This is a genomic window from Pantoea sp. EKM101V (genome assembly GCF_011800325.1).
Taxonomy (GTDB): domain Bacteria; phylum Pseudomonadota; class Gammaproteobacteria; order Enterobacterales; family Enterobacteriaceae; genus Pantoea; species Pantoea anthophila.
In genome coordinates, this window is sequence record NZ_JAALFP010000019.1 from 23,700 (window position 1) to 42,400 (window position 18,701).

Annotated in this window: 18 protein-coding genes; 14 read left to right on the forward strand and 4 right to left on the reverse strand. The window is 55.3% G+C overall.

Translation table 11 applies throughout. The features are described from left to right. Positions 1-8: 8 nt before the first annotated feature. The 4 genes from mreD to csrD all read right to left on the reverse strand — a co-directional run bounded on the left by mreD (position 9) and on the right by csrD (position 4,968). Entirely contained in the window at positions 9-497 is a 489-nt protein-coding gene (gene mreD / locus HFD92_RS20760) for a rod shape-determining protein MreD (RefSeq protein WP_009087513.1), read from the reverse strand. After that, on the reverse strand, positions 494-1,516 hold the full coding sequence (gene mreC / locus HFD92_RS20765) for a rod shape-determining protein MreC (RefSeq protein ID WP_009087515.1): 1,023 nt from the start codon (positions 1,514-1,516) through the stop codon (positions 494-496). The genes mreD and mreC overlap by 4 nt, the downstream gene beginning before the upstream one ends. A 147-nt stretch (positions 1,517-1,663) precedes the next feature. Next, on the reverse strand, positions 1,664-2,707 hold the full coding sequence (mreB, locus tag HFD92_RS20770; protein ID WP_003855260.1) for a rod shape-determining protein MreB: 1,044 nt from the start codon (positions 2,705-2,707) through the stop codon (positions 1,664-1,666). Between the two features lie 311 nt (positions 2,708-3,018). After that, the gene (csrD, locus tag HFD92_RS20775) at positions 3,019-4,968 is read right to left on the reverse strand and encodes an RNase E specificity factor CsrD (protein ID WP_058956523.1); all 1,950 of its coding nucleotides are present in this window, start codon (positions 4,966-4,968) and stop codon (positions 3,019-3,021) included. 284 nt (positions 4,969-5,252) lie between these two features. On the opposite strand from csrD, the gene msrP reads away from it, so the two are divergent. From msrP to HFD92_RS20845, 14 genes are all read left to right on the forward strand, one after another. After that, complete coding sequence (msrP, locus tag HFD92_RS20780; protein WP_167429632.1) at positions 5,253-6,257, forward strand: protein-methionine-sulfoxide reductase catalytic subunit MsrP; 1,005 nt, start codon at positions 5,253-5,255, stop codon at positions 6,255-6,257. A 3-nt stretch (positions 6,258-6,260) separates the two neighbouring features. Next, positions 6,261-6,863, forward strand: a complete 603-nt coding sequence (gene msrQ, locus HFD92_RS20785; RefSeq protein ID WP_046102638.1) for a protein-methionine-sulfoxide reductase heme-binding subunit MsrQ — start codon at positions 6,261-6,263, stop codon at positions 6,861-6,863. Between the two features lie 232 nt (positions 6,864-7,095). Beyond that, positions 7,096-7,548, forward strand: coding sequence for a type II 3-dehydroquinate dehydratase (gene aroQ / locus HFD92_RS20790; protein WP_009087521.1), 453 nt, complete (start codon positions 7,096-7,098; stop codon positions 7,546-7,548). A 25-nt stretch (positions 7,549-7,573) separates the two neighbouring features. Further along, positions 7,574-8,035 (forward strand): acetyl-CoA carboxylase biotin carboxyl carrier protein, encoded by a 462-nt coding sequence (accB, locus tag HFD92_RS20795; protein ID WP_009087523.1) that lies wholly within the window; start codon positions 7,574-7,576, stop codon positions 8,033-8,035. A gap of 11 nt (positions 8,036-8,046) precedes the next feature. Next, a complete protein-coding gene (accC, locus tag HFD92_RS20800) occupies positions 8,047-9,396 on the forward strand; it encodes an acetyl-CoA carboxylase biotin carboxylase subunit (protein WP_009087525.1) in 1,350 nt (449 codons plus the stop codon). A 73-nt stretch (positions 9,397-9,469) separates the two neighbouring features. After that, positions 9,470-9,712, forward strand: coding sequence for a YhdT family protein (locus HFD92_RS20805; protein ID WP_009087527.1), 243 nt, complete (start codon positions 9,470-9,472; stop codon positions 9,710-9,712). After that, entirely contained in the window at positions 9,702-11,147 is a 1,446-nt protein-coding gene (gene panF, locus HFD92_RS20810) for a sodium/pantothenate symporter (RefSeq protein ID WP_046102624.1), read from the forward strand. The genes HFD92_RS20805 and panF overlap by 11 nt, the downstream gene beginning before the upstream one ends. A 16-nt stretch (positions 11,148-11,163) precedes the next feature. Then, entirely contained in the window at positions 11,164-12,045 is an 882-nt protein-coding gene (gene prmA / locus HFD92_RS20815; RefSeq protein WP_167429633.1) for a 50S ribosomal protein L11 methyltransferase, read from the forward strand. 367 nt (positions 12,046-12,412) lie between these two features. Next, on the forward strand, positions 12,413-13,378 hold the full coding sequence (gene dusB / locus HFD92_RS20820; protein ID WP_009087532.1) for a tRNA dihydrouridine synthase DusB: 966 nt from the start codon (positions 12,413-12,415) through the stop codon (positions 13,376-13,378). Positions 13,379-13,401: 23 nt separating this feature from the next. Further along, complete coding sequence (gene fis / locus HFD92_RS20825) at positions 13,402-13,698, forward strand: DNA-binding transcriptional regulator Fis (protein WP_003855228.1); 297 nt, start codon at positions 13,402-13,404, stop codon at positions 13,696-13,698. Between the two features lie 544 nt (positions 13,699-14,242). Next, positions 14,243-15,268, forward strand: coding sequence for an amino acid ABC transporter substrate-binding protein (locus HFD92_RS20830; RefSeq protein ID WP_009087536.1), 1,026 nt, complete (start codon positions 14,243-14,245; stop codon positions 15,266-15,268). 68 nt (positions 15,269-15,336) lie between these two features. Further along, the gene (locus HFD92_RS20835) at positions 15,337-16,515 is read left to right on the forward strand and encodes an amino acid ABC transporter permease (protein WP_046102627.1); all 1,179 of its coding nucleotides are present in this window, start codon (positions 15,337-15,339) and stop codon (positions 16,513-16,515) included. A 15-nt stretch (positions 16,516-16,530) separates the two neighbouring features. Beyond that, complete coding sequence (locus HFD92_RS20840; RefSeq protein ID WP_009087540.1) at positions 16,531-17,631, forward strand: amino acid ABC transporter permease; 1,101 nt, start codon at positions 16,531-16,533, stop codon at positions 17,629-17,631. Positions 17,632-17,639: 8 nt separating this feature from the next. Continuing rightward, complete coding sequence (locus HFD92_RS20845) at positions 17,640-18,401, forward strand: amino acid ABC transporter ATP-binding protein (RefSeq protein WP_009087542.1); 762 nt, start codon at positions 17,640-17,642, stop codon at positions 18,399-18,401. Positions 18,402-18,701: the final 300 nt, after the last annotated feature.

Below are 18,701 nucleotides of genomic sequence, written 5' to 3' on the forward strand. Positions count from 1 at the left end.
AAATTTCCTTATTGAACAGCGAACTGACGACGAATTTTTCTCATTAACAAGAATAGCCAGGGCCAGAGAATACCGTCGACAACACTGCTCCAGAAAATTTCAGGTCGGAATGAAACGTTGATTACCAGGAATTCAGCCCAGAAGACGATGACATCCATCGCCAGTGACAGCACCATAACCATTAACGCTTGCTGCCACAACGCTAAGTTGCGGAATAACTGGAACTTAAAGGCGATAAGGTAGGCGATGATGCTGAGCGCCAGGGCACGCACGCCGAGTGTGGACCCGGCGATCAGATCCATGATGGCACCGAGCATAAATCCGGTGCCGACATTGACCCGGTGCGGCAATGCGAGCACCCAGTAGATCAGAATCAGCAGCAGCCATGAGGGGCGGAACATGTAGATCTCATCCGGCCACGGCATGATCTGCAGGATCAGCGCAACCAGGAAAGAGAGCCAGATGACCCAACGTCCCTGGCTACGATATCGACTCAAGGCTGGCCCCCGCGTGAACGCGTGGTGCTGCTGCTCTGTCCGCTGCTGCTACCAGAAGGGGCCGGCGGTCCCATCTGTGCAGAAGGCGCAGGCGGACCCATCTCCCCGGCAGGCGGTAAGACCTGCGGCATCATCTGCATCAGACGCTCGTTCGCGACGCGATGCACTTCATCCTGCGGTAACGGCATATCGCCATTGCGATCCGCTCCCCACAGCAACAGCAGATAACGCAGACGCTGCAGACCGGCAGTCGGATGCGCCTGAATCACCGTGTAAGCGCGCTGGGTATCCACTTTAACAGAGGAGACCACACCCACCGGATAACCTTCAGGGAAACGTCCCCCGATGCCGGAGGTGACCAGCACATCACCGACGCGAATGTCTGTGTTGCCCGGCAGATGCTCAAGCTGAAGATCTTCAGTGCAGCCGTTACCGGCGGCGATCACACGGATATCATTCCGCAGCACCTGAATCGGCAGCGCATGGGACGCATCGCAGATCAGCAGAACGCGGCTGGTCAACTGCCCGACGGCGATGACCTGCCCCACCACGCCCTTATCACTGATGACCGGCTGACCTTCGTAGACACCGTTTACGCTGCCTTTGTCGATCACCACCTGGTCGGTGTAAGGGTCGGTGCCGGTAGAGATCACCTGCGTCACCATCTTTTGCTCATCCTGACGCAGCGGTGAACCCAGCAGTTCACGCAGGCGTGCGTTTTCCTGCTTATATTGCCCCAGCATTAGCAGGTTACTGTTTTTCAGGAAGAGCTCACGACGTAACGCTTTGTTTTCCTGCTCCAGTTGCTGACGGGATGCCAGCGACTCTGAGACGCCGTCCAGCAGCTGACGTGGCCCATTCGCCAGGAAGTAAAACGGACTGACCGACGTATCCAGATAGTTGCGTATTTGGGTAAAAGACCCCACACGACTGTCGGCGATAATGATGGCAATCGCCACGACAACCGCCAGGAAAAGACGCAACTGCAGGGAAGGCCCCCTGCTAAAAATCGGCTTCATATAATCTGCGTGATCCTCGACAACGGGTAAGGAAGCGGCGGCTGACCACCGCGCTTCCCTGGGCTGAACGCACTGTACCGGCCAGATTTCGCCGGTTCACATGCTACTCCCCTGCATGATCGTTGCGTTCTTAACCGGTTGAGGCAATTATTCTTCGCTGAACAAATCGCCGCCGTGCATGTCGATCATTTCCAGCGCCTTGCCGCCACCGCGTGCCACACAGGTCAGTGGATCTTCAGCAACCACAACCGGAATGCCCGTCTCTTCCATCAGCAGGCGATCCAGGTTGCGCAGTAACGCACCACCACCGGTCAGCACCATGCCGCGCTCGGAGATATCCGAGGCCAGCTCAGGCGGACACTGCTCAAGGGCAACCATCACCGCGCTAACGATACCGGTTAACGGCTCCTGCAGCGCTTCAAGAATTTCGTTGGAGTTCAGCGTGAAGCCACGCGGTACACCTTCTGCCAGGTTACGGCCACGCACTTCAATTTCGCGGACTTCATCGCCCGGATAAGCTGAACCGATCTCATGCTTAATACGTTCTGCCGTCGCTTCACCAATCAGTGAACCGTAGTTACGACGCACATAATTAATAATAGCTTCATCGAAGCGATCACCACCAATACGGACAGAGGAGGAGTAAACCACGCCGTTCAGTGAGATCACCGCCACTTCGGTGGTACCGCCACCAATATCGACTACCATTGAACCGGTCGCTTCGGAAACAGGCAGGCCTGCACCGATTGCGGCAGCCATAGGCTCTTCAATCAGGAAGACTTCACGCGCGCCTGCGCCCTGAGCGGATTCACGAATCGCACGACGTTCTACCTGGGTGGCACCGACGGGAACGCAGACCAGCACGCGTGGGCTGGGACGCATAAAGCTGTTGCTGTGAACCTGCTTGATGAAGTGCTGCAGCATCTTTTCGGTAACGAAAAAGTCAGCGATAACGCCATCTTTCATCGGACGAATAGCGGCGATATTGCCTGGCGTACGGCCGAGCATCTGTTTGGCGTCATGACCTACGGCCGCGACACTTTTCGGCGAACCGGCACGATCCTGGCGAATAGCGACCACGGAAGGCTCGTTCAGCACGATGCCCTGTCCTTTTACGTAAATCAGGGTATTCGCGGTACCCAGGTCAATGGACAAGTCATTGGAAAACATGCCACGAAATTTTTTAAACATACTAAGGGATAATCCTGCAAGCTGGGGGCGGAAAATAAAATCCGCTTACTTTACCAACCACACGAAGCTGCCACAAGGCGCAAAAACGTTCTGCTTCGGTGAAAAAAGAGGCCTGATTGCGTTTAAGTCATCTGAACCCGTAACAGAAATCGGCAGAATGGCGACCAGACGCCACCACTCCTGCTTTTCTCCGCCTTTCGCCTTTCCATTCCCGACATAAAATTTAACATTTCCGGCAGTCGGGTTGTGGGCTCAGACGAGACTTAACATGACAAAAAAGCGCTAATTGCCGTCATCAGGACGACAATTCATCAAATACGGTAACGTTGGGAATACTTCTTCACGTTACTGTTAACCGGAAGCGAAGGGGCAAAAAAGTCACCCTGCCCGCCTGCTATACCCAGCGACACTAATGTTTGCCACTCCGATCGGGTGCGAACACCGGTGGCAAACACCTGAATGCCGGTGGATTTACAGACTTCCAGCAGACTCTGCACAAACAGCTGATTTTCAGTGCGCCGCTCAATGTTGCGCACCAGGCCGGCATCGAGCTTGATCAGCTCCAGCGGCAGCTGCCGGATATAGGCGCTGCTCACCACGGTTAAACCGGCCTGATTCACCGCCACCCGACAACCAAACGCCTTAAGCGCACGGAATACTGGTGTTAAGCGGTTGATGTGTTGACAGACATCTGCCTCGGCAAGTTCAAATAAAAATCGTTTTCTTTGTCCTTTCGGGCACTGCAGCAGCATGTTCTGCAGCCAGAGCACAAAGGGTCGTTGCAGGAGTGAGGACATCGTCAGCGGGATGACCAGGGTCTCTTCCGGCCAGAGTTCAGACAGGGCCGCAATGCGGGTCATCAGCTGGCGATCCCAGGCATCCGCCATACCCAGCTGCTGCACCAGCGGCATATATTCGGCGGCCAGCACCTCTTTGTCGCCATCGAAGATGCGGGTCAGCATCACCCGGTGCTGCACCTTGCCTTCAATATTGACGGCAGGTTTGTGATAGAGCCGCGGACCACCCCGGCTGAGCGTATTCTCCAGCAGGGTACGCCAGCGTACACTCCCCCGCCCGGCGTCCTGCGGATTGCCTGCACCGTTGGTCCAGTTGTTGCCGCCCAGTAACGCCGCGCGGCGGGTGGCCATTTCGGCATTCTCCATCACCTGCGGCACGGTCTGCCCGCTGTGCCACGCGCTGATGCCGATGTGAATCAAATCATCACGGTTCACCTGACGCATCGGCGGCAGTGAATCCACCGCGTTGATCAGCTGGTCGGCAATGCTGTTCGCCTCTTTAAGGCTGCGATGCGGCAGCAGCACGGCAAAATCACTGCGGAAATAGCGCGCCAGCAGCGCCCCTGGGTAGCGCAGCACAAAGGTAGAGAGCATGTTGACGAAGTTAAAGAGGTACTCGTCGACCAGCGCGGGCTCCAGTGTTTCCTGCAGGGTATCCAGATCGGGCAGCCGCACCATCATCACCACGCCGTGGGTGCCCACATCTTCCTGATCTTCCAGCAGCGTCGCCAGCTGATTGTCGAAAAAGAGTCGGTTGTTGAGGCCGGTCCGGCCATCCTGGGCGGCAAAGGTGCGGATTAGCGTGTCGATACGCACGCGCTGTTCGGCGGCTTCCTGCACATCCACCAGCAACAGATCCAGCGCGCGGCTCGCCCTGGGCGGCCACTCATCCACGCCGCGCTTCGGCATGACGCCGCGTTCGCCGTTGATAATCGCCTCGGCCCGCACTTCGAGATGCTCCATGCCACGCCACTGACGGCTGAGCCAGCGATGCATCATCAGCAGCATCAGACTCATGACCAGTATGATGGTAAACAGAATGCCCAGCGTCGAGGTGCCGGTGATGGAGCGTAGCCAGGTTTTGGCAGGATCGAGGGTGACAACCCGCAGCTGTAAGCCGGTCTGATGCATCAGCGGCACCTCGAACTGGATAAAGCGGTTGGGTTCATCTTCCAGCATCGGGTTTTCATGGCGGGAGAGCGTCAGGAGCGTCTGCCTGCCGTTGTGCAGTAAAATCTGCTCCGCATTCATGATTGGCATGATCGAAGTGAGCCAGGTATGCAGCTGATCCGGGGTCTGGGTGAGCATCGCCTGATCCACCTGGACCGCCAGGATCTGTGCCCGATGTTCCACGCGCTGATGACTGAACCAGAAAAAACTGAATGCGCAGCCAGCCAGCATCAGTGACATGGCCAGCAGGCTAAGAAAGGTAATAAACGCAGATAATTTTGTGGTTAATCGCATCCCTGTGCCTGTATTACTGCGGTGATAACCGGATCACCCAACCTTGTACCGTCAGCCTGACGAAAACGCGAGCAAAATAGCATAATTTACCGCTGACGGCAGTGCCCGGACGCCAGAAGCCGAAGTATATCGTCGGGATTGTCTCGCTGACGTGAACCCCGGCACTTTTCAGTGCATTCTCATCGCCCCGCCCAGCCAGGAAATTTCACATTTTCGCAGCGAAAGTGGCCGACATCAGCGATAGTCATCATGCTGGTCGATAAGAATCTGTCTGGAGAAGGCCCATGAAACGTACACCCTGCCTGACTGAAGCCGACGTTACGCCGGAAAGCATCTTTAATATGAAGCGCCGCCAGGTGCTGAAAACGCTGGGGCTGAGCGCCGCGGCCATCGGCGTGCCTGGCGTGGCAAACGCCGACATTCTCAGCTGGTTTAAGGGAAACGATCGCCCGCCAGCGCCGGCAGGCCGCCCGCTGGACTTTACTAAACCGGCGCAGTATCAGGCCGATCTGACCCTGACCCCGGCGGATAAGGTCTCCGGCTATAACAACTTCTATGAGTTTGGCCTGGATAAGGCCGATCCGGCCGCCAATGCCGGCACGCTGAAAACCGAGCCCTGGAAGCTGACCATCGATGGGGAAGTGGCGAAGCCCTTGACCCTGGATATGGATGACATCTTTAAACGGTTCGCCATGGAGCAGCGGATCTATCGCATGCGCTGCGTGGAGGCCTGGTCGATGGTGGTGCCCTGGATTGGCTTCGAACTGAACAAGCTGATTTCGCTGGCCGAACCCACCAGCAAAGCGCGTTTCGTCGCCTTTCAGACGCTTTACGATCCTGAGCAGATGCCGGGCCAGAAAGATCGCTTTATTGGCGGTGGTCTCAACTATCCCTATGTCGAAGGTTTGCGTCTGGATGAGGCGATGCATCCACTGACGATACTGACGACCGGCGTCTATGGCAAAGCGCTGCCCCCGCAGAATGGCGCACCGATTCGCCTGACGGTGCCGTGGAAATATGGCTTTAAAGGGATCAAATCGATCGTAAAAATCACGCTGACCAGCAATCAGCCGCCGACCACCTGGAACCAGATTGCCGCAGATGAGTATGGTTTTTACGCCAACGTGAATCCCCACGTTAATCATCCGCGCTGGTCGCAGGCCACCGAGCGTTTTATCGGCCCTGGCGGCAGCCTGAAGGTCGAGCGTCAGCCGACCCTGCTGTTTAATGGCTATGGCGAGCAGGTCGCCTCGCTCTATCGCGGTCTGGATTTACGGGAGAACTACTAGGTGGTGCGCCTGTCGTTAAAACAGATAACCGGTTTAAAGGTGATCCTGCATCTGGCGGCCCTGCTGCCGCTGGTTTATCTGATTTTTGCCGCGATGCAGGGGGGGCTGAGTGCCGATCCGGCGAAAGATATTCAGCATTTTACCGGACGAATGGCGCTGAAACTGCTGCTGGGAACGCTGCTGGTCTCACCGCTAGCGCGTTACGGCAGGCAGCCGCTGTTAATCCGCACCCGCCGCCTGCTGGGCGTCTGGACATTTGTCTGGGCCTCACTTCATCTGCTGAGCTATTACCTGCTGGAGCTGGGTGCGGACAATCTGCGTCTGCTGGGCAGCGAGCTGATCTCCCGTCCCTATCTCACGCTGGGCATCATCAGCTGGTTTATCCTGCTGGCCCTGGCGGTGACCTCGTTTCAGCGCGCGCAGCGCAGGCTGGGAAAACGCTGGCAAACCCTGCACAACGCGGTCTATCTTGTCGCGATCCTGGTGCCGGTTCACTATATCTGGTCGGTAAAAATCCTGTCACCCCAGCCACTTATCTACGCCCTGCTTGCTGCGATACTGTTAGCCTGGCGTTACAAAAAGTTTCTCAAATGGTGGCCCCGCTAGGCTCTCACCCGTTGTTTTCCGCTGCTGTTTTCTGATAAAAGATGTGGCCCGCAGGCCACATCCGATCATCTTCGCAGATAAGACCAGTATTTTGCTGCGAAATGACACGAAACGGATATAATGCCCGGCTTTATTGCTCGTCGGGTCTTCTTTTTCACCGTGAAAGGTGACAAATGGAGATTCGCAAGGTATTTTACGCGATGCCTCAATGATTGCGGGAGATGGCAGCAAGATGGCGCATAAATTACATATTCTGCTTTTAAACGGACCCAACCTGAACCTGTTGGGAACGCGTGAACCTGAGAAGTATGGTCATACCACGCTGCGTCAGATCGTTGACGATTTAACGCATCAGGCAGACCAGCTGAATGTGGAGTTGAGCCACCTGCAAACCAACGCTGAATTTCAGCTTATTGATCGCATTCATGAGGCCAAAGGCAATGTGGATTACATCATCATTAATCCTGCCGCGTTTACCCATACCAGTGTCGCACTGCGTGATGCCCTGTTAGCGGTAGAAATACCGTTTATCGAGGTTCATCTCTCCAATGTGCATGCACGCGAGCCCTTCCGTCATCACTCCTATCTTTCTGATGTCTCTGCTGGCGTGATTTGCGGGCTTGGCGCTGACGGCTACACATGGGCTTTACAAACGGCAGTAAAACGCCTGTCTCAAACTAATTAATCAAACTGAGTACGGAACCCCACTCATGGATATTCGTAAAATTAAAAAACTGATCGAACTGGTTGAAGAGTCTGGCATTTCTGAGCTGGAAATCTCTGAAGGTGAAGAGTCCGTTCGCATCAGCCGCGCACCTGCAAACGCAGGTTACCCGGTTATGCAGCAGGCTTACGCTGCACCGGTACAACAGCCTGCGCTGGCCACCGCTGTGGCCCCTGTTGCAGCCGTTGCCGAAGCCGCACCGGCTGAGATCAGCGGTCACATCGTGCGTTCACCCATGGTAGGCACCTTCTACCGCACGCCGAGCCCGGATGCGAAAGCCTTTGTGGAAGTCGGTCAGAAAGTGAACGCGGGCGATACGCTGTGCATCGTCGAAGCCATGAAAATGATGAACCAGATCGAAGCTGACAAATCCGGCGTGGTGAAAGCCATTCTGGTTGAAAGCGGTCAGCCGGTCGAATTTGACGAGCCACTGGTTATCATCGAGTAACGGGGCAGATCATGCTGGATAAAATTGTTATTGCTAACCGCGGTGAGATCGCGCTGCGCATTCTTCGTGCCTGTAAAGAACTGGGCATCAAGACTGTTGCGGTTCACTCAAGCGCGGACCGTGACCTGAAGCACGTGCTGCTGGCAGACGAAACCGTCTGCATCGGCCCGGCGCAGTCAGTCAAAAGTTACCTCAATATCCCGGCGCTGATCTCTGCTGCAGAGATCACCGGCGCAGTGGCGATTCACCCAGGCTACGGCTTCCTTTCTGAGAATGCCGATTTTGCCGAGCAGGTTGAACGTTCTGGCTTTATCTTTATCGGTCCGAAAGCGGACACCATTCGCCTGATGGGTGACAAGGTTTCTGCGATCAATGCGATGAAGAAAGCGGGCGTCCCGACCGTCCCAGGCTCTGACGGTTCGCTGACTGATGATATGGAAAAAAACCGTGCCTTTGCTCAGCGCATCGGTTATCCGGTCATCATCAAAGCATCCGGCGGCGGCGGCGGTCGTGGTATGCGCGTTGTGCGCAGCGACAAAGATCTGGAACAATCCATCAACATGACGAAAGCGGAAGCCAAAGCGGCTTTCAACAACGACATGGTTTACATGGAGAAGTATCTGGAGAATCCTCGCCACATCGAGATTCAGGTACTGGCCGATGGTCAGGGCAACGCCATCTATCTGGGCGAACGTGACTGCTCCATGCAGCGTCGTCACCAGAAAGTAGTCGAAGAGGCGCCAGCGCCAGGCATTACGCCGGAACTGCGCAGCTTTATCGGCAACCGCTGTGCCAAAGCCTGTATCGAAATTGGCTATCGCGGCGCAGGTACCTTCGAGTTCCTGTATGAAAACGGTGAATTCTACTTCATCGAGATGAACACCCGTATTCAGGTGGAACATCCGGTGACCGAGATGATCACCGGTGTCGATCTGATCAAAGAGCAGCTGCGCATTGCGGCTGGTCAGCCACTGTCGATCAAACAGGATGATGTGATCATTCGCGGACACGCGGTCGAGTGCCGTATCAACGCCGAAGATCCGGTAACCTTCCTGCCAAGTCCGGGTAAAATCACCCGCTTCCACGCGCCAGGCGGTTTTGGCGTGCGCTGGGAGTCGCACATTTACTCCGGTTACACCGTGCCGCCTTATTATGACTCCATGATTGGCAAGCTGATCACCTATGGCGAAACGCGTGACGTGGCGATTGCCCGCATGAAAAATGCCCTGGCGGAACTGATCATCGACGGTATCAAGACCAACGTCGACCTGCAGATGAAAATCATGTCCGACGAGAATTTCCAGCACGGTGGAACCAACATCCACTATCTGGAGAAAAAACTCGGCTTGCACGAGAAGTAATTGCAACGCTGAGTCAGTCAGAGGCCGGTTAATCCGGCCTTTTTCTTTTGCCGCTGGGCGTTAAGGTTGAATCATGGATGCTCGTTTTATACAGGCACATAAAGAGGCGCGCTGGTCGCTCTATCTCACCCTGCTCTGGCTCGCTGTCTGGGGGCTTTCCGCCTGGCTGGGTGGTAATGACACCGGCATCACCGGTCTGCCGCGCTGGTTTGAACTCTCCTGCCTGTTTGCCCCCCTGTTCTTCATTTTTTTGTGCTGGCTGATGGTGCGGGTGATTTTTCGCGACATGCCGCTGGAGGAGAAAAATGAACAGTGAAATTATCCTGCCGCTGCTGATTTATCTGGTGCTGATCGCCGCACTGTCGGTATTTGCCGTTCGCAAACGGCGTGAGGGCAGTTTCCTGACGGAATATTTCCTCGGCAGCCGCTCCATGGGCGGATTTGTGCTGGCAATGACCATCACCACGACCTATATCAGCGCCAGCTCATTTATAGGCGGGCCCGGTGCCGCCTATAAATATGGGCTGGGCTGGGTGCTGCTGGCGATGGTGCAGGTACCCGCTGTCTGGCTTTCGCTGGGGGTGCTGGGGAAAAAGTTCGCCATCCTGGCGCGTCAGCACAATGCGGTCACGCTGAATGACATGCTCTATGCGCGCTATCGTAGCCCGCTGCTGATCTGGCTGGCGAGTCTGAGCCTGCTGATCGCGTTTATCGGCGCCATGACGGTACAGTTTATTGGCGGTGCGCGGCTGCTCGAAACCGCTGCCGGTATCCCGTATGACACCGGCCTGCTGATTTTTGGTGGAACGATCGCCCTCTACACCGCGTTTGGCGGCTTCCGCGCCAGCGTGCTTAATGACGCCATGCAGGGCGTTGTGATGCTGATTGGCACCTTCCTGCTGCTGTTTGCGGTGATTCATCAGGCGGGCGGCCTGAGCACGGCGGTTCAGAAACTGCATGACATCGACCCCGCACTGCTCTCACCGCAGGGACCGGGAGAGGTTATCACCCCAACCTTCCTCAGCTCATTTATCGTGCTGGTCTGCTTTGGTGTTATCGGGTTACCGCACACGGCGGTGCGCTGTATCTCCTACAGAGACAGTAAGGCTGTCCATCGGGCGATCATTCTGGGCACCATTGTGGTGGTGGTGCTGATGCTGGGCATGCATCTGGCCGGTGCGCTTGGCCGGGCGGTACTGCCGAATCTGACCGTGCCGGACAGCGTCATTCCGACCCTGATGATTACCGTGCTGCCGCCGTTAGCGGCCGGACTGTTTCTGGCCGCGCCCATGGCTGCCATTATGTCGACGATTAATGCCCAGCTGCTTCAGGCGTCGGCGACGCTGATCAAAGACCTCTATCTGCGGGTCGCCCCGCACCAGATGGAAAATGAGGCGCGGCTGCGACTGTTATCTGGCACCATTACTTTCGCCCTGGGTCTCCTGCTGCTGATCGCGGCATGGAATCCTCCCGATATGATTATCTGGCTTAACCTGCTGGCCTTTGGTGGTCTTGAAGCGGTCTTCCTCTGGCCGCTGGTTCTCGGTCTCTACTGGGAACGCGCCAATGCCGCAGGTGCCATCACCGGCATGGTGGTGGGTGGTGGCTGCTATGCGTTTCTGGCGAGCCTGAAACTGCAGATTCTGGGCTTTCACCCCATCGTGCCCTCCCTGCTTCTTAGCCTGCTGGCATTTTTAGTGGGCAACCTGTTTGGACGCGCGCCGCAACCGGTCGACGCGCCGCAACATTGACGGAAAGAGAAACGTTATGCCGTGGATTCAAATCAAAATTAACAGCTCAGGTGAACACGCGGAAACGCTGAGCGATGCCCTGATGGATATCGGTGCAGTTTCAGTGACCTTCCAGGATACGCACGATACCCCGGTTTATGAACCGCTGCCGGGTGAGACCCGCCTGTGGGGCGACACCGATGTTATCGGCCTGTTCGATGCTGAAACCGATATGAGCCTGATTACCGCCGAACTGGCGCAGCATCCGCTGTTAGGCGCCGATTTCCGTCACCGGATCGAGCAGATCGAAGACAAAGACTGGGAGCGCGAGTGGATGGAGAACTTCCATCCGATGCGCTTCGGTGAGCGCCTCTGGATCTGTCCGAGCTGGCGCGATGTGCCGGATCCGGACGCGGTCAACGTCCTGCTCGATCCAGGCCTGGCGTTTGGCACCGGCACGCATCCGACAACCTCCCTCTGCCTTACCTGGCTTGACGGGCTGGATCTGACGGGCAAAACGGTGATCGATTTTGGCTGTGGTTCGGGGATCCTGGCGATCGCGGCGCTTAAGCTTGGCGCGGCTCAGGCAATCGGTATTGATATCGATCCGCAGGCGATTCAGGCCAGCCGCGATAACGCTGAGCGCAACGGCGTGTCCGATCGTCTGTCGCTCTATCTCCCCCACCAGCAGCCTGAAAACCTGCAGGCGGATGTGGTGGTCGCCAACATCCTGGCCGGTCCGCTGCGTGAGCTGGCACCGCTGATCAGCGTGCTGCCTAAGTCTGGCGGTCACCTCGGCCTGTCAGGCGTGCTGGAGAGTCAGGCTGAAGGTGTCTGCGAAGCCTATGAAAGTCAGTTCACGCTTGACCCGGTTGCGGTGAAAGAGGAGTGGTGCCGGATTACCGGCATCAAATCCTGAAGTCCGCCTCCGCCGTAGCTCACGGCGATGCCGCTAGCCGGCACATCGAGGCTAAACAGCACAATCAGCCAGCCCGCAGCGTAAGTTGCGGGCTTTTCCAGGCAGGCATGGAGAGTTGTACCGTTAATCACGGCATGTGACGTTTTTTATCTGGCGAATTGCCGTACTTTTCTGGAAAAACTTTTGTTCACAATTTCAGCATAAATCAGTAAATTATTGATATTAAAGTGTAATTAAAAACACACCCGATCATCACCCGGATTTCATTGATCTTTCTTGCTGATTGTTCAAAGTTTGGCCTTTCATCTTCCTGCAAAAATGCGTAATATACGCCGCCTTGCAGACACAGTATGGCCATTCTGACTTCATGCGTATTGGAAACCTCCAGCTGAGAAATCGACTGATTGCGGCGCCTATGGCCGGTATTACCGACAGGCCATTCAGGACGCTGTGTCACGAAATGGGCGCAGGTATGGCAGTTTCTGAGATGTTGTCTTCGAACCCCGAAGTCTGGGCCAGTGACAAATCTCGTTTGCGCATGGTTCACAGTGATGAGCCAGGCATTCGCGCCGTGCAGATTGCCGGTTGCGATCCCAGCGAAATGGCGCAAGCTGCACGCATTAATGTCGAGGCTGGTGCACAGGTTATCGACATTAATATGGGATGCCCTGCCAAGAAGGTTAACCGCAAAATGGCGGGGTCAGCCTTACTGCAATATCCCGCCGTGGTGGAGTCCATTCTCTCCGCAGTGGTTAATGCAGTGAACGTGCCGGTTACGCTGAAAATTCGTACTGGCTGGGATCCTGAAAACAGGAACTGTGTCGCGATTGCCCAATTGGCTGAACGCTGCGGTATACAGGCTCTGACGATACATGGCCGCACTCGTGCCTGCCTGTTCAACGGAGAAGCTGAATATGACAGCATTCGGACAGTTAAGCAGAGTGTTTCCATTCCGATTATCGCGAATGGAGACATAACTGACCCGCATAAAGCCAGAGCGGTGCTCGACTATACAGGGGCCGATGCTCTGATGATAGGACGCGCTGCTCAGGGAAGACCGTGGATCTTCCGGGAAATCCAGCATTATCTGGACACTGGGGAGCTGCTTGCTCCGCTGCCACTGGCAGAGGTCAAGCGCTTGCTTGTTTCGCATATACGTGAGCTGCACGACTTTTACGGTTCAGGCAAGGGATACCGTATAGCGCGAAAGCACGTCTCCTGGTATCTGCAGGAGCACGCCCCGAATGACCAGTTTCGGCGCACATTCAACGCCATTGAGGATGCCAGCGAACAGCTGGAGGCGTTGGAGGCATACTTCGAAAATCTTGCGTAACGAAATAAAGAGCTGAAAGAACTATGTTCGAACAACGCGTAAATTCTGACGTACTGACCGTTTCTACCGTTAACTCACAGGATCAGGTAACTCAAAAACCTTTGCGTGATTCGGTTAAACAGGCACTGAAGAACTATTTTGCTCAACTGAATGGTCAGGATGTGAGCGACCTGTATGAGCTGGTTTTGGCTGAAGTCGAGCAGCCTCTGTTGGACATGGTGATGCAGTATACCCGTGGCAACCAGACCCGCGCTGCCCTGATGATGGGTATCAACCGCGGTACGCTGCGTAAGAAATTGAAAAAATACGGCATGAACTGATTCTGAGTTCTGTCTGTTAATCACGCCAGCCTTCGGGCTGGCGTTTTTATTTGTGCGGTATGGCACAAAGCGGTGACCTCAGGGATGAAACAGTTGCCTCTCATATGGTAACTATAGTTGCAATCGCAGACGTGATATTTCGCCCTCTCTTTTTCCTCCTCCCAGCCGGGATTACAGGCTGACCTGAATGCCCTGCCCCCTGACAGCGCCCTTCCGCTCCGGGTGTGTGACTTTCCGCGCATTAAAAAAGTAACGTGTCTCCTTCATACATGCCTGCCTGCGCGAAGGCTCACATTGCTTCCATATAGTGAAACTATTTGCACTAAATGTGATCGGGTCGACTCGCTTTGCTTCCTTTTGGTGCGCCATATTAGCGGAACTTTCTAAGTGCTTCCGATTATTAACCGTTCTTTCATACAAATTCAGGCTCCTGCAAACCTGGCATCAGCTTTGCAGAGTCGTGAATGGCTGACCGCCACAGACAGGAAAACGCACACTAAAGTGCGCAAACATAACAATACGATCCCGCCACACAGGATGCTTTATGAAAAAGATGATGCTCTCTACGCTGATCGCTGCCGCCTCGCTGGTTGCCGTTACTCAGCAAGCACACGCCGGCGCCACACTGGATGCAATTAAGAAAAAAGGTTTTGTTCAATGTGGGATCAGTGACGGCTTGCCGGGCTTCTCCTATGCGGATGCCAGCGGCAAGTTCACCGGTATCGATGTGGATGTGTGTCGGGCAACGGCTGCTGCTGTGTTTGGCGATGCAACCAAAGTGAAATACACCCCACTGACCGCGAAAGAGCGTTTCACCGCGCTGCAGTCAGGCGAAGTGGATGTGCTTTCTCGTAATACCACCTGGACCTCCTCACGTGATGGCGGCATGGGCTTCCTGTTTGCGGGCGTGAACTACTACGACGGCATCGGCTTCCTGACTCACCAGAAAGCGGGCCTGAAAAGTGCGAAAGAGCTGGATGGCGCGACCGTCTGTATTCAGGCAGGCACCGATACCGAGCTGAACGTCGCGGACTTCTTTAAAGCCAACAAAATGCAGTACACGCCGGTCACCTTCGACCGTTCAGATGAATCAGCCAAAGCGCTGGACAGCGGCCGCTGTGATACCCTGGCTTCTGACCAGTCTCAGCTTTACGCACTGCGCATTAAGCTGGGCAAACCAGACGAATTTATTGTGCTGCCAGAAGTGATCTCCAAAGAACCCCTGGGGCCGCTGGTGCGTCGTGGTGATGATGACTGGTTCACCATCGTGAAATGGTCGCTCTTCGCTATGCTGAATGCGGAAGAGATGGGTATCAACTCGAAGAATGTTGATCAGATGACAGCCAAGCCGACCACGCCAGATATGGCGCATCTGCTGGGTGCTGAGGGTGACTTTGGTAAAGATCTGAAGCTGGATAATAAGTGGGCCTACAACATCATCAAGCAGGTGGGCAACTATCAGGAAAGCTTTGATCGTAACGTCGGTAAAGACAGTGCTCTGAAGATCGCACGCGGTCAGAACGCGCTGTGGAACCAGGGCGGTATTCAGTACGCTCCGCCGGTACGTTAACAGACCTCGCCAATCGGGCACCGCCTTCTGCGGTGCCCTGCCACAGCTTTCGTTACTGAGGTTTCAACATGTCACAACGCCCAACCGTGAAAAGGGATTTTTCATTTGGTAATCCCACGGTTCGCGCCTGGATTTATCAGTTCATTGCCGTTATCGCAGTGCTTGGTGTGGTGGGTTATCTGGTGCATAACACCATTATCAACCTTGCCAATCGCGGCATTACATCAGGATTTGGCTTTCTCGAGCGCACTGCCGGTTTCGGTATCGTTCAGCATCTGATTGAGTACACCGAGGACGATACCTACGCGCGCGTGTTTCTGGTTGGCTTAACCAACACACTGCTGGTCTCGGCACTCTGTATCGTTTTCGCCTCCATTCTCGGATTCGCGGTGGGATTATCCCGCCTTTCTGACAACTGGCTGCTGCGGAAACTCTCGACCATCTATATCGAAACCTTCCGTAATATCCCGCCACTACTGCAGATCTTCTTCTGGTACTTTGCGGTATTGCGCAATCTGCCTGGCCCACGACAGGCGCTGAATGCGTTTGACCTGGCCTATGTCAGTAATCGCGGGCTCTATGTACCGTGGCCGACCTATGCTCCGGGGAGCTGGCCGTTTGTTATCGCGCTGCTTCTGGCCGTAGCCATCAGCTATGGTCTCTACCGCTTCAACCGTCAGCATCAGCTGAAAACCGGCGAGTTACGTCGCACCTGGCCTGCCGCCGTTGCGATGCTGATTCTTTTTCCGGTTCTGGCGCATCTTGGGTTTGGCGCCGCAACGCACTGGGATGTGCCGCAGCTGCGCGGATTCAATTTCCGTGGTGGCTCGGTAATGATACCGGAGCTGGCGGCACTGACGCTGGCTCTGTCGATCTATACCTCGTCGTTTATTGCGGAAGTGATTCGTTCCGGGATCCAGTCGGTACCGCACGGTCAGCACGAAGCCGCACGTTCGCTGGGTCTGCCGAATCCGGTGACGCTGCGTCAGGTGATCATTCCTCAGGCGATGCGCGTGATTATTCCTCCGCTGACCAGTCAGTACCTGAACATCGTGAAGAACTCCTCACTGGCCGCGGCTATCGGATATCCCGATATGGTGTCGCTGTTTGCCGGCTCGGTCCTGAACCAGACCGGCCAGGCCATCGAAACGATTGCTATCACGATGGGCGTGTACCTGATCATCAGCCTGCTGATATCACTGCTTATGAATGTCTACAACCGCAAAATTGCGCTGGTTGAGCGTTAAGAGAACGGGATGACTATGTCTGTAACTACGCATGAAACGACCCCCGTCCCGACGACGCCGGTCAGTCGCGCCTGGCTTTGGGCGCGTAAAAATCTCTTTTCCAGCTGGTTTAACACGTTACTGACGCTGTTGTGCATCTGGATAATCTGGCATGTGATCCCGCCTGCGCTGAACTGGCTGGTCTTTCAGGCTAACTGGATCGGCTCTACCCGCGCCGATTGTACGAAAGAGGGCGCCTGCTGGGTCTTTATCCATGCCCGTTTCGGTCAGTTCATGTATGGCCTCTATCCGCATGAGTTGCGCTGGCGTATCAACCTGGCGCTGATCATTGGCCTGGTGTCGATTGTGCCGATGTTCCTGAAAAGCCTGCCCTTCCGCGGGCGCTATATTGCTGCCTGGGCCGTCATCTATCCGGTGATTGTCTGGTTTCTGCTGTATGGCGGCTATCTGGGACTGGAGCGCGTTGAGACACGCCAGTGGGGTGGATTAACGCTGACGCTGATTATTGCATCGGTTGGGATCGCGGGCGCACTGCCGCTGGGGATTCTGCTGGCTCTTGGCCGTCGCTCCCGTATGCCTGTGGTGCGCACGCTGTCGGTTATCTTTATTGAGTTCTGGCGCGGCGTGCCGCTGATTACCGTGCTGTTTATGTCGTCGGTGATGCTGCCACTGTTTATGTCTGAAGGCACCACCATCGATAAGCTGGTGCGCGCCCTGGTTGGCGTCATTCTGTTTCAGTCCGCCTATGTAGCGGAAGTGGTACGCGGGGGATTGCAGGCGTTGCCGAAAGGTCAGTATGAAGCGGCTGAGTCTCTGGCGCTGGGTTACTGGAAAACCCAGATGCTGGTGATCCTGCCACAGGCACTGAAACTCACCATCCCCGGGCTGGTAAATACCATCATCGCTCTGTTTAAAGATACCAGCCTGGTCATCATCATCGGTCTTTTCGATCTGTTCAGCAGCGTTCAGCAGGCCACGGTGGACCCCACCTGGCTGGGCATGTCGACCGAAGGCTACGTCTTCGCTGCACTGGTCTATTGGATCTTCTGTTTTAGCATGTCGCGCTACAGCCAGTATCTGGAAAAGCGCTTTCACACCGGGCGTACATCGCACTGAGGTTTTACATGACTGACTCTATGACACACTCTTCCGACGCGTTGATGATTTCGCTTGAGAACGTGAATAAATGGTACGGACAATTCCATGTACTGAAAGACATTAACCTGCAGGTTAAGCCGCGTGAACGCATTGTGCTTTGCGGGCCTTCTGGTTCCGGCAAATCGACCACGATCCGCTGTATTAACCATCTGGAAGAGCATCAGCAGGGACGTATTGTTGTTGACGGTATTCACCTTAACGATGACATCCGTAACATTGAACGCGTGCGCACCGAAGTAGGAATGGTCTTTCAGCACTTTAATCTGTTTCCGCATCTGACGGTCCTGCAGAACTGCACACTGGCCCCGACGTGGGTGAGAAAGATACCTAAAAAAGAAGCCGATGAGCTGGCCATGCACTATCTGCAACGCGTGCGCATTGCGGAACATGCCCATAAATTCCCCGGTCAGCTTTCGGGTGGTCAGCAGCAGCGCGTTGCTATTGCCCGTTCACTCTGCATGAAGCCAAAAATTATGCTGTTTGATGAGCCAACCTCGGCGCTGGATCCGGAGATGGTAAAAGAGGTACTGGATACCATGATTGGTCTGGCAGAGGATGGGATGACCATGCTGTGCGTGACGCATGAGATGGGCTTTGCCCGCACCGTTGCAGACCGTGTGATCTTTATGGATCGCGGTGAGATCGTTGAAATGGCTCCGCCGCAGGAGTTCTTTGCGAATCCTAAATCGGAGCGGACCCGGGCGTTCTTGTCTCAGGTTATTCACTGACCGGCACTACTGCTCGTTGTTTCCAACCCGGCCTGGTGCCGGGTTTTTTATGGCCCGTATAAAGGTCAGTAAAGGGGGTTCGGGCCGGGCTGGGTAGCACAGGAGCACAGGCTGAGGCGACTAGGCTTTTTCTATCACTATTGATAACCGGAAAAGGCGCTGCTCCATTTTCTGCAGCCACAACGAAAAAAGCCCTTCGCATACGCGAAGGGCTCTCTCTTATTTGATGCCTGGCAGTTCCCTACTCTCGCATGGGGAGGCCCCACACTACCATCGGCGCTACGGCGTTTCACTTCTGAG

Bases quoted from the DNA above. Each gene is read 5' to 3' on its own strand.
- mreC (WP_009087515.1), bottom strand. From the start codon at position 1,516: ATGAAGCCGATTTTTAGCAGGGGGCCTTCCCTGCAGTTGCGTCTTTTC.
- mreB (WP_003855260.1), bottom strand. From the start codon at position 2,707: ATGTTTAAAAAATTTCGTGGCATGTTTTCCAATGACTTGTCCATTGAC.
- csrD (WP_058956523.1), bottom strand. From the start codon at position 4,968: ATGCGATTAACCACAAAATTATCTGCGTTTATTACCTTTCTTAGCCTG.
- msrP (WP_167429632.1), top strand. From the start codon at position 5,253: ATGAAACGTACACCCTGCCTGACTGAAGCCGACGTTACGCCGGAAAGC.
- aroQ (WP_009087521.1), top strand. From the start codon at position 7,096: ATGGCGCATAAATTACATATTCTGCTTTTAAACGGACCCAACCTGAAC.
- accB (WP_009087523.1), top strand. From the start codon at position 7,574: ATGGATATTCGTAAAATTAAAAAACTGATCGAACTGGTTGAAGAGTCT.
- accC (WP_009087525.1), top strand. From the start codon at position 8,047: ATGCTGGATAAAATTGTTATTGCTAACCGCGGTGAGATCGCGCTGCGC.
- HFD92_RS20805 (WP_009087527.1), top strand. From the start codon at position 9,470: ATGGATGCTCGTTTTATACAGGCACATAAAGAGGCGCGCTGGTCGCTC.
- panF (WP_046102624.1), top strand. From the start codon at position 9,702: ATGAACAGTGAAATTATCCTGCCGCTGCTGATTTATCTGGTGCTGATC.
- prmA (WP_167429633.1), top strand. From the start codon at position 11,164: ATGCCGTGGATTCAAATCAAAATTAACAGCTCAGGTGAACACGCGGAA.
- dusB (WP_009087532.1), top strand. From the start codon at position 12,413: ATGCGTATTGGAAACCTCCAGCTGAGAAATCGACTGATTGCGGCGCCT.
- fis (WP_003855228.1), top strand. From the start codon at position 13,402: ATGTTCGAACAACGCGTAAATTCTGACGTACTGACCGTTTCTACCGTT.
- HFD92_RS20830 (WP_009087536.1), top strand. From the start codon at position 14,243: ATGAAAAAGATGATGCTCTCTACGCTGATCGCTGCCGCCTCGCTGGTT.
- HFD92_RS20835 (WP_046102627.1), top strand. From the start codon at position 15,337: ATGTCACAACGCCCAACCGTGAAAAGGGATTTTTCATTTGGTAATCCC.
- HFD92_RS20840 (WP_009087540.1), top strand. From the start codon at position 16,531: ATGTCTGTAACTACGCATGAAACGACCCCCGTCCCGACGACGCCGGTC.
- HFD92_RS20845 (WP_009087542.1), top strand. From the start codon at position 17,640: ATGACTGACTCTATGACACACTCTTCCGACGCGTTGATGATTTCGCTT.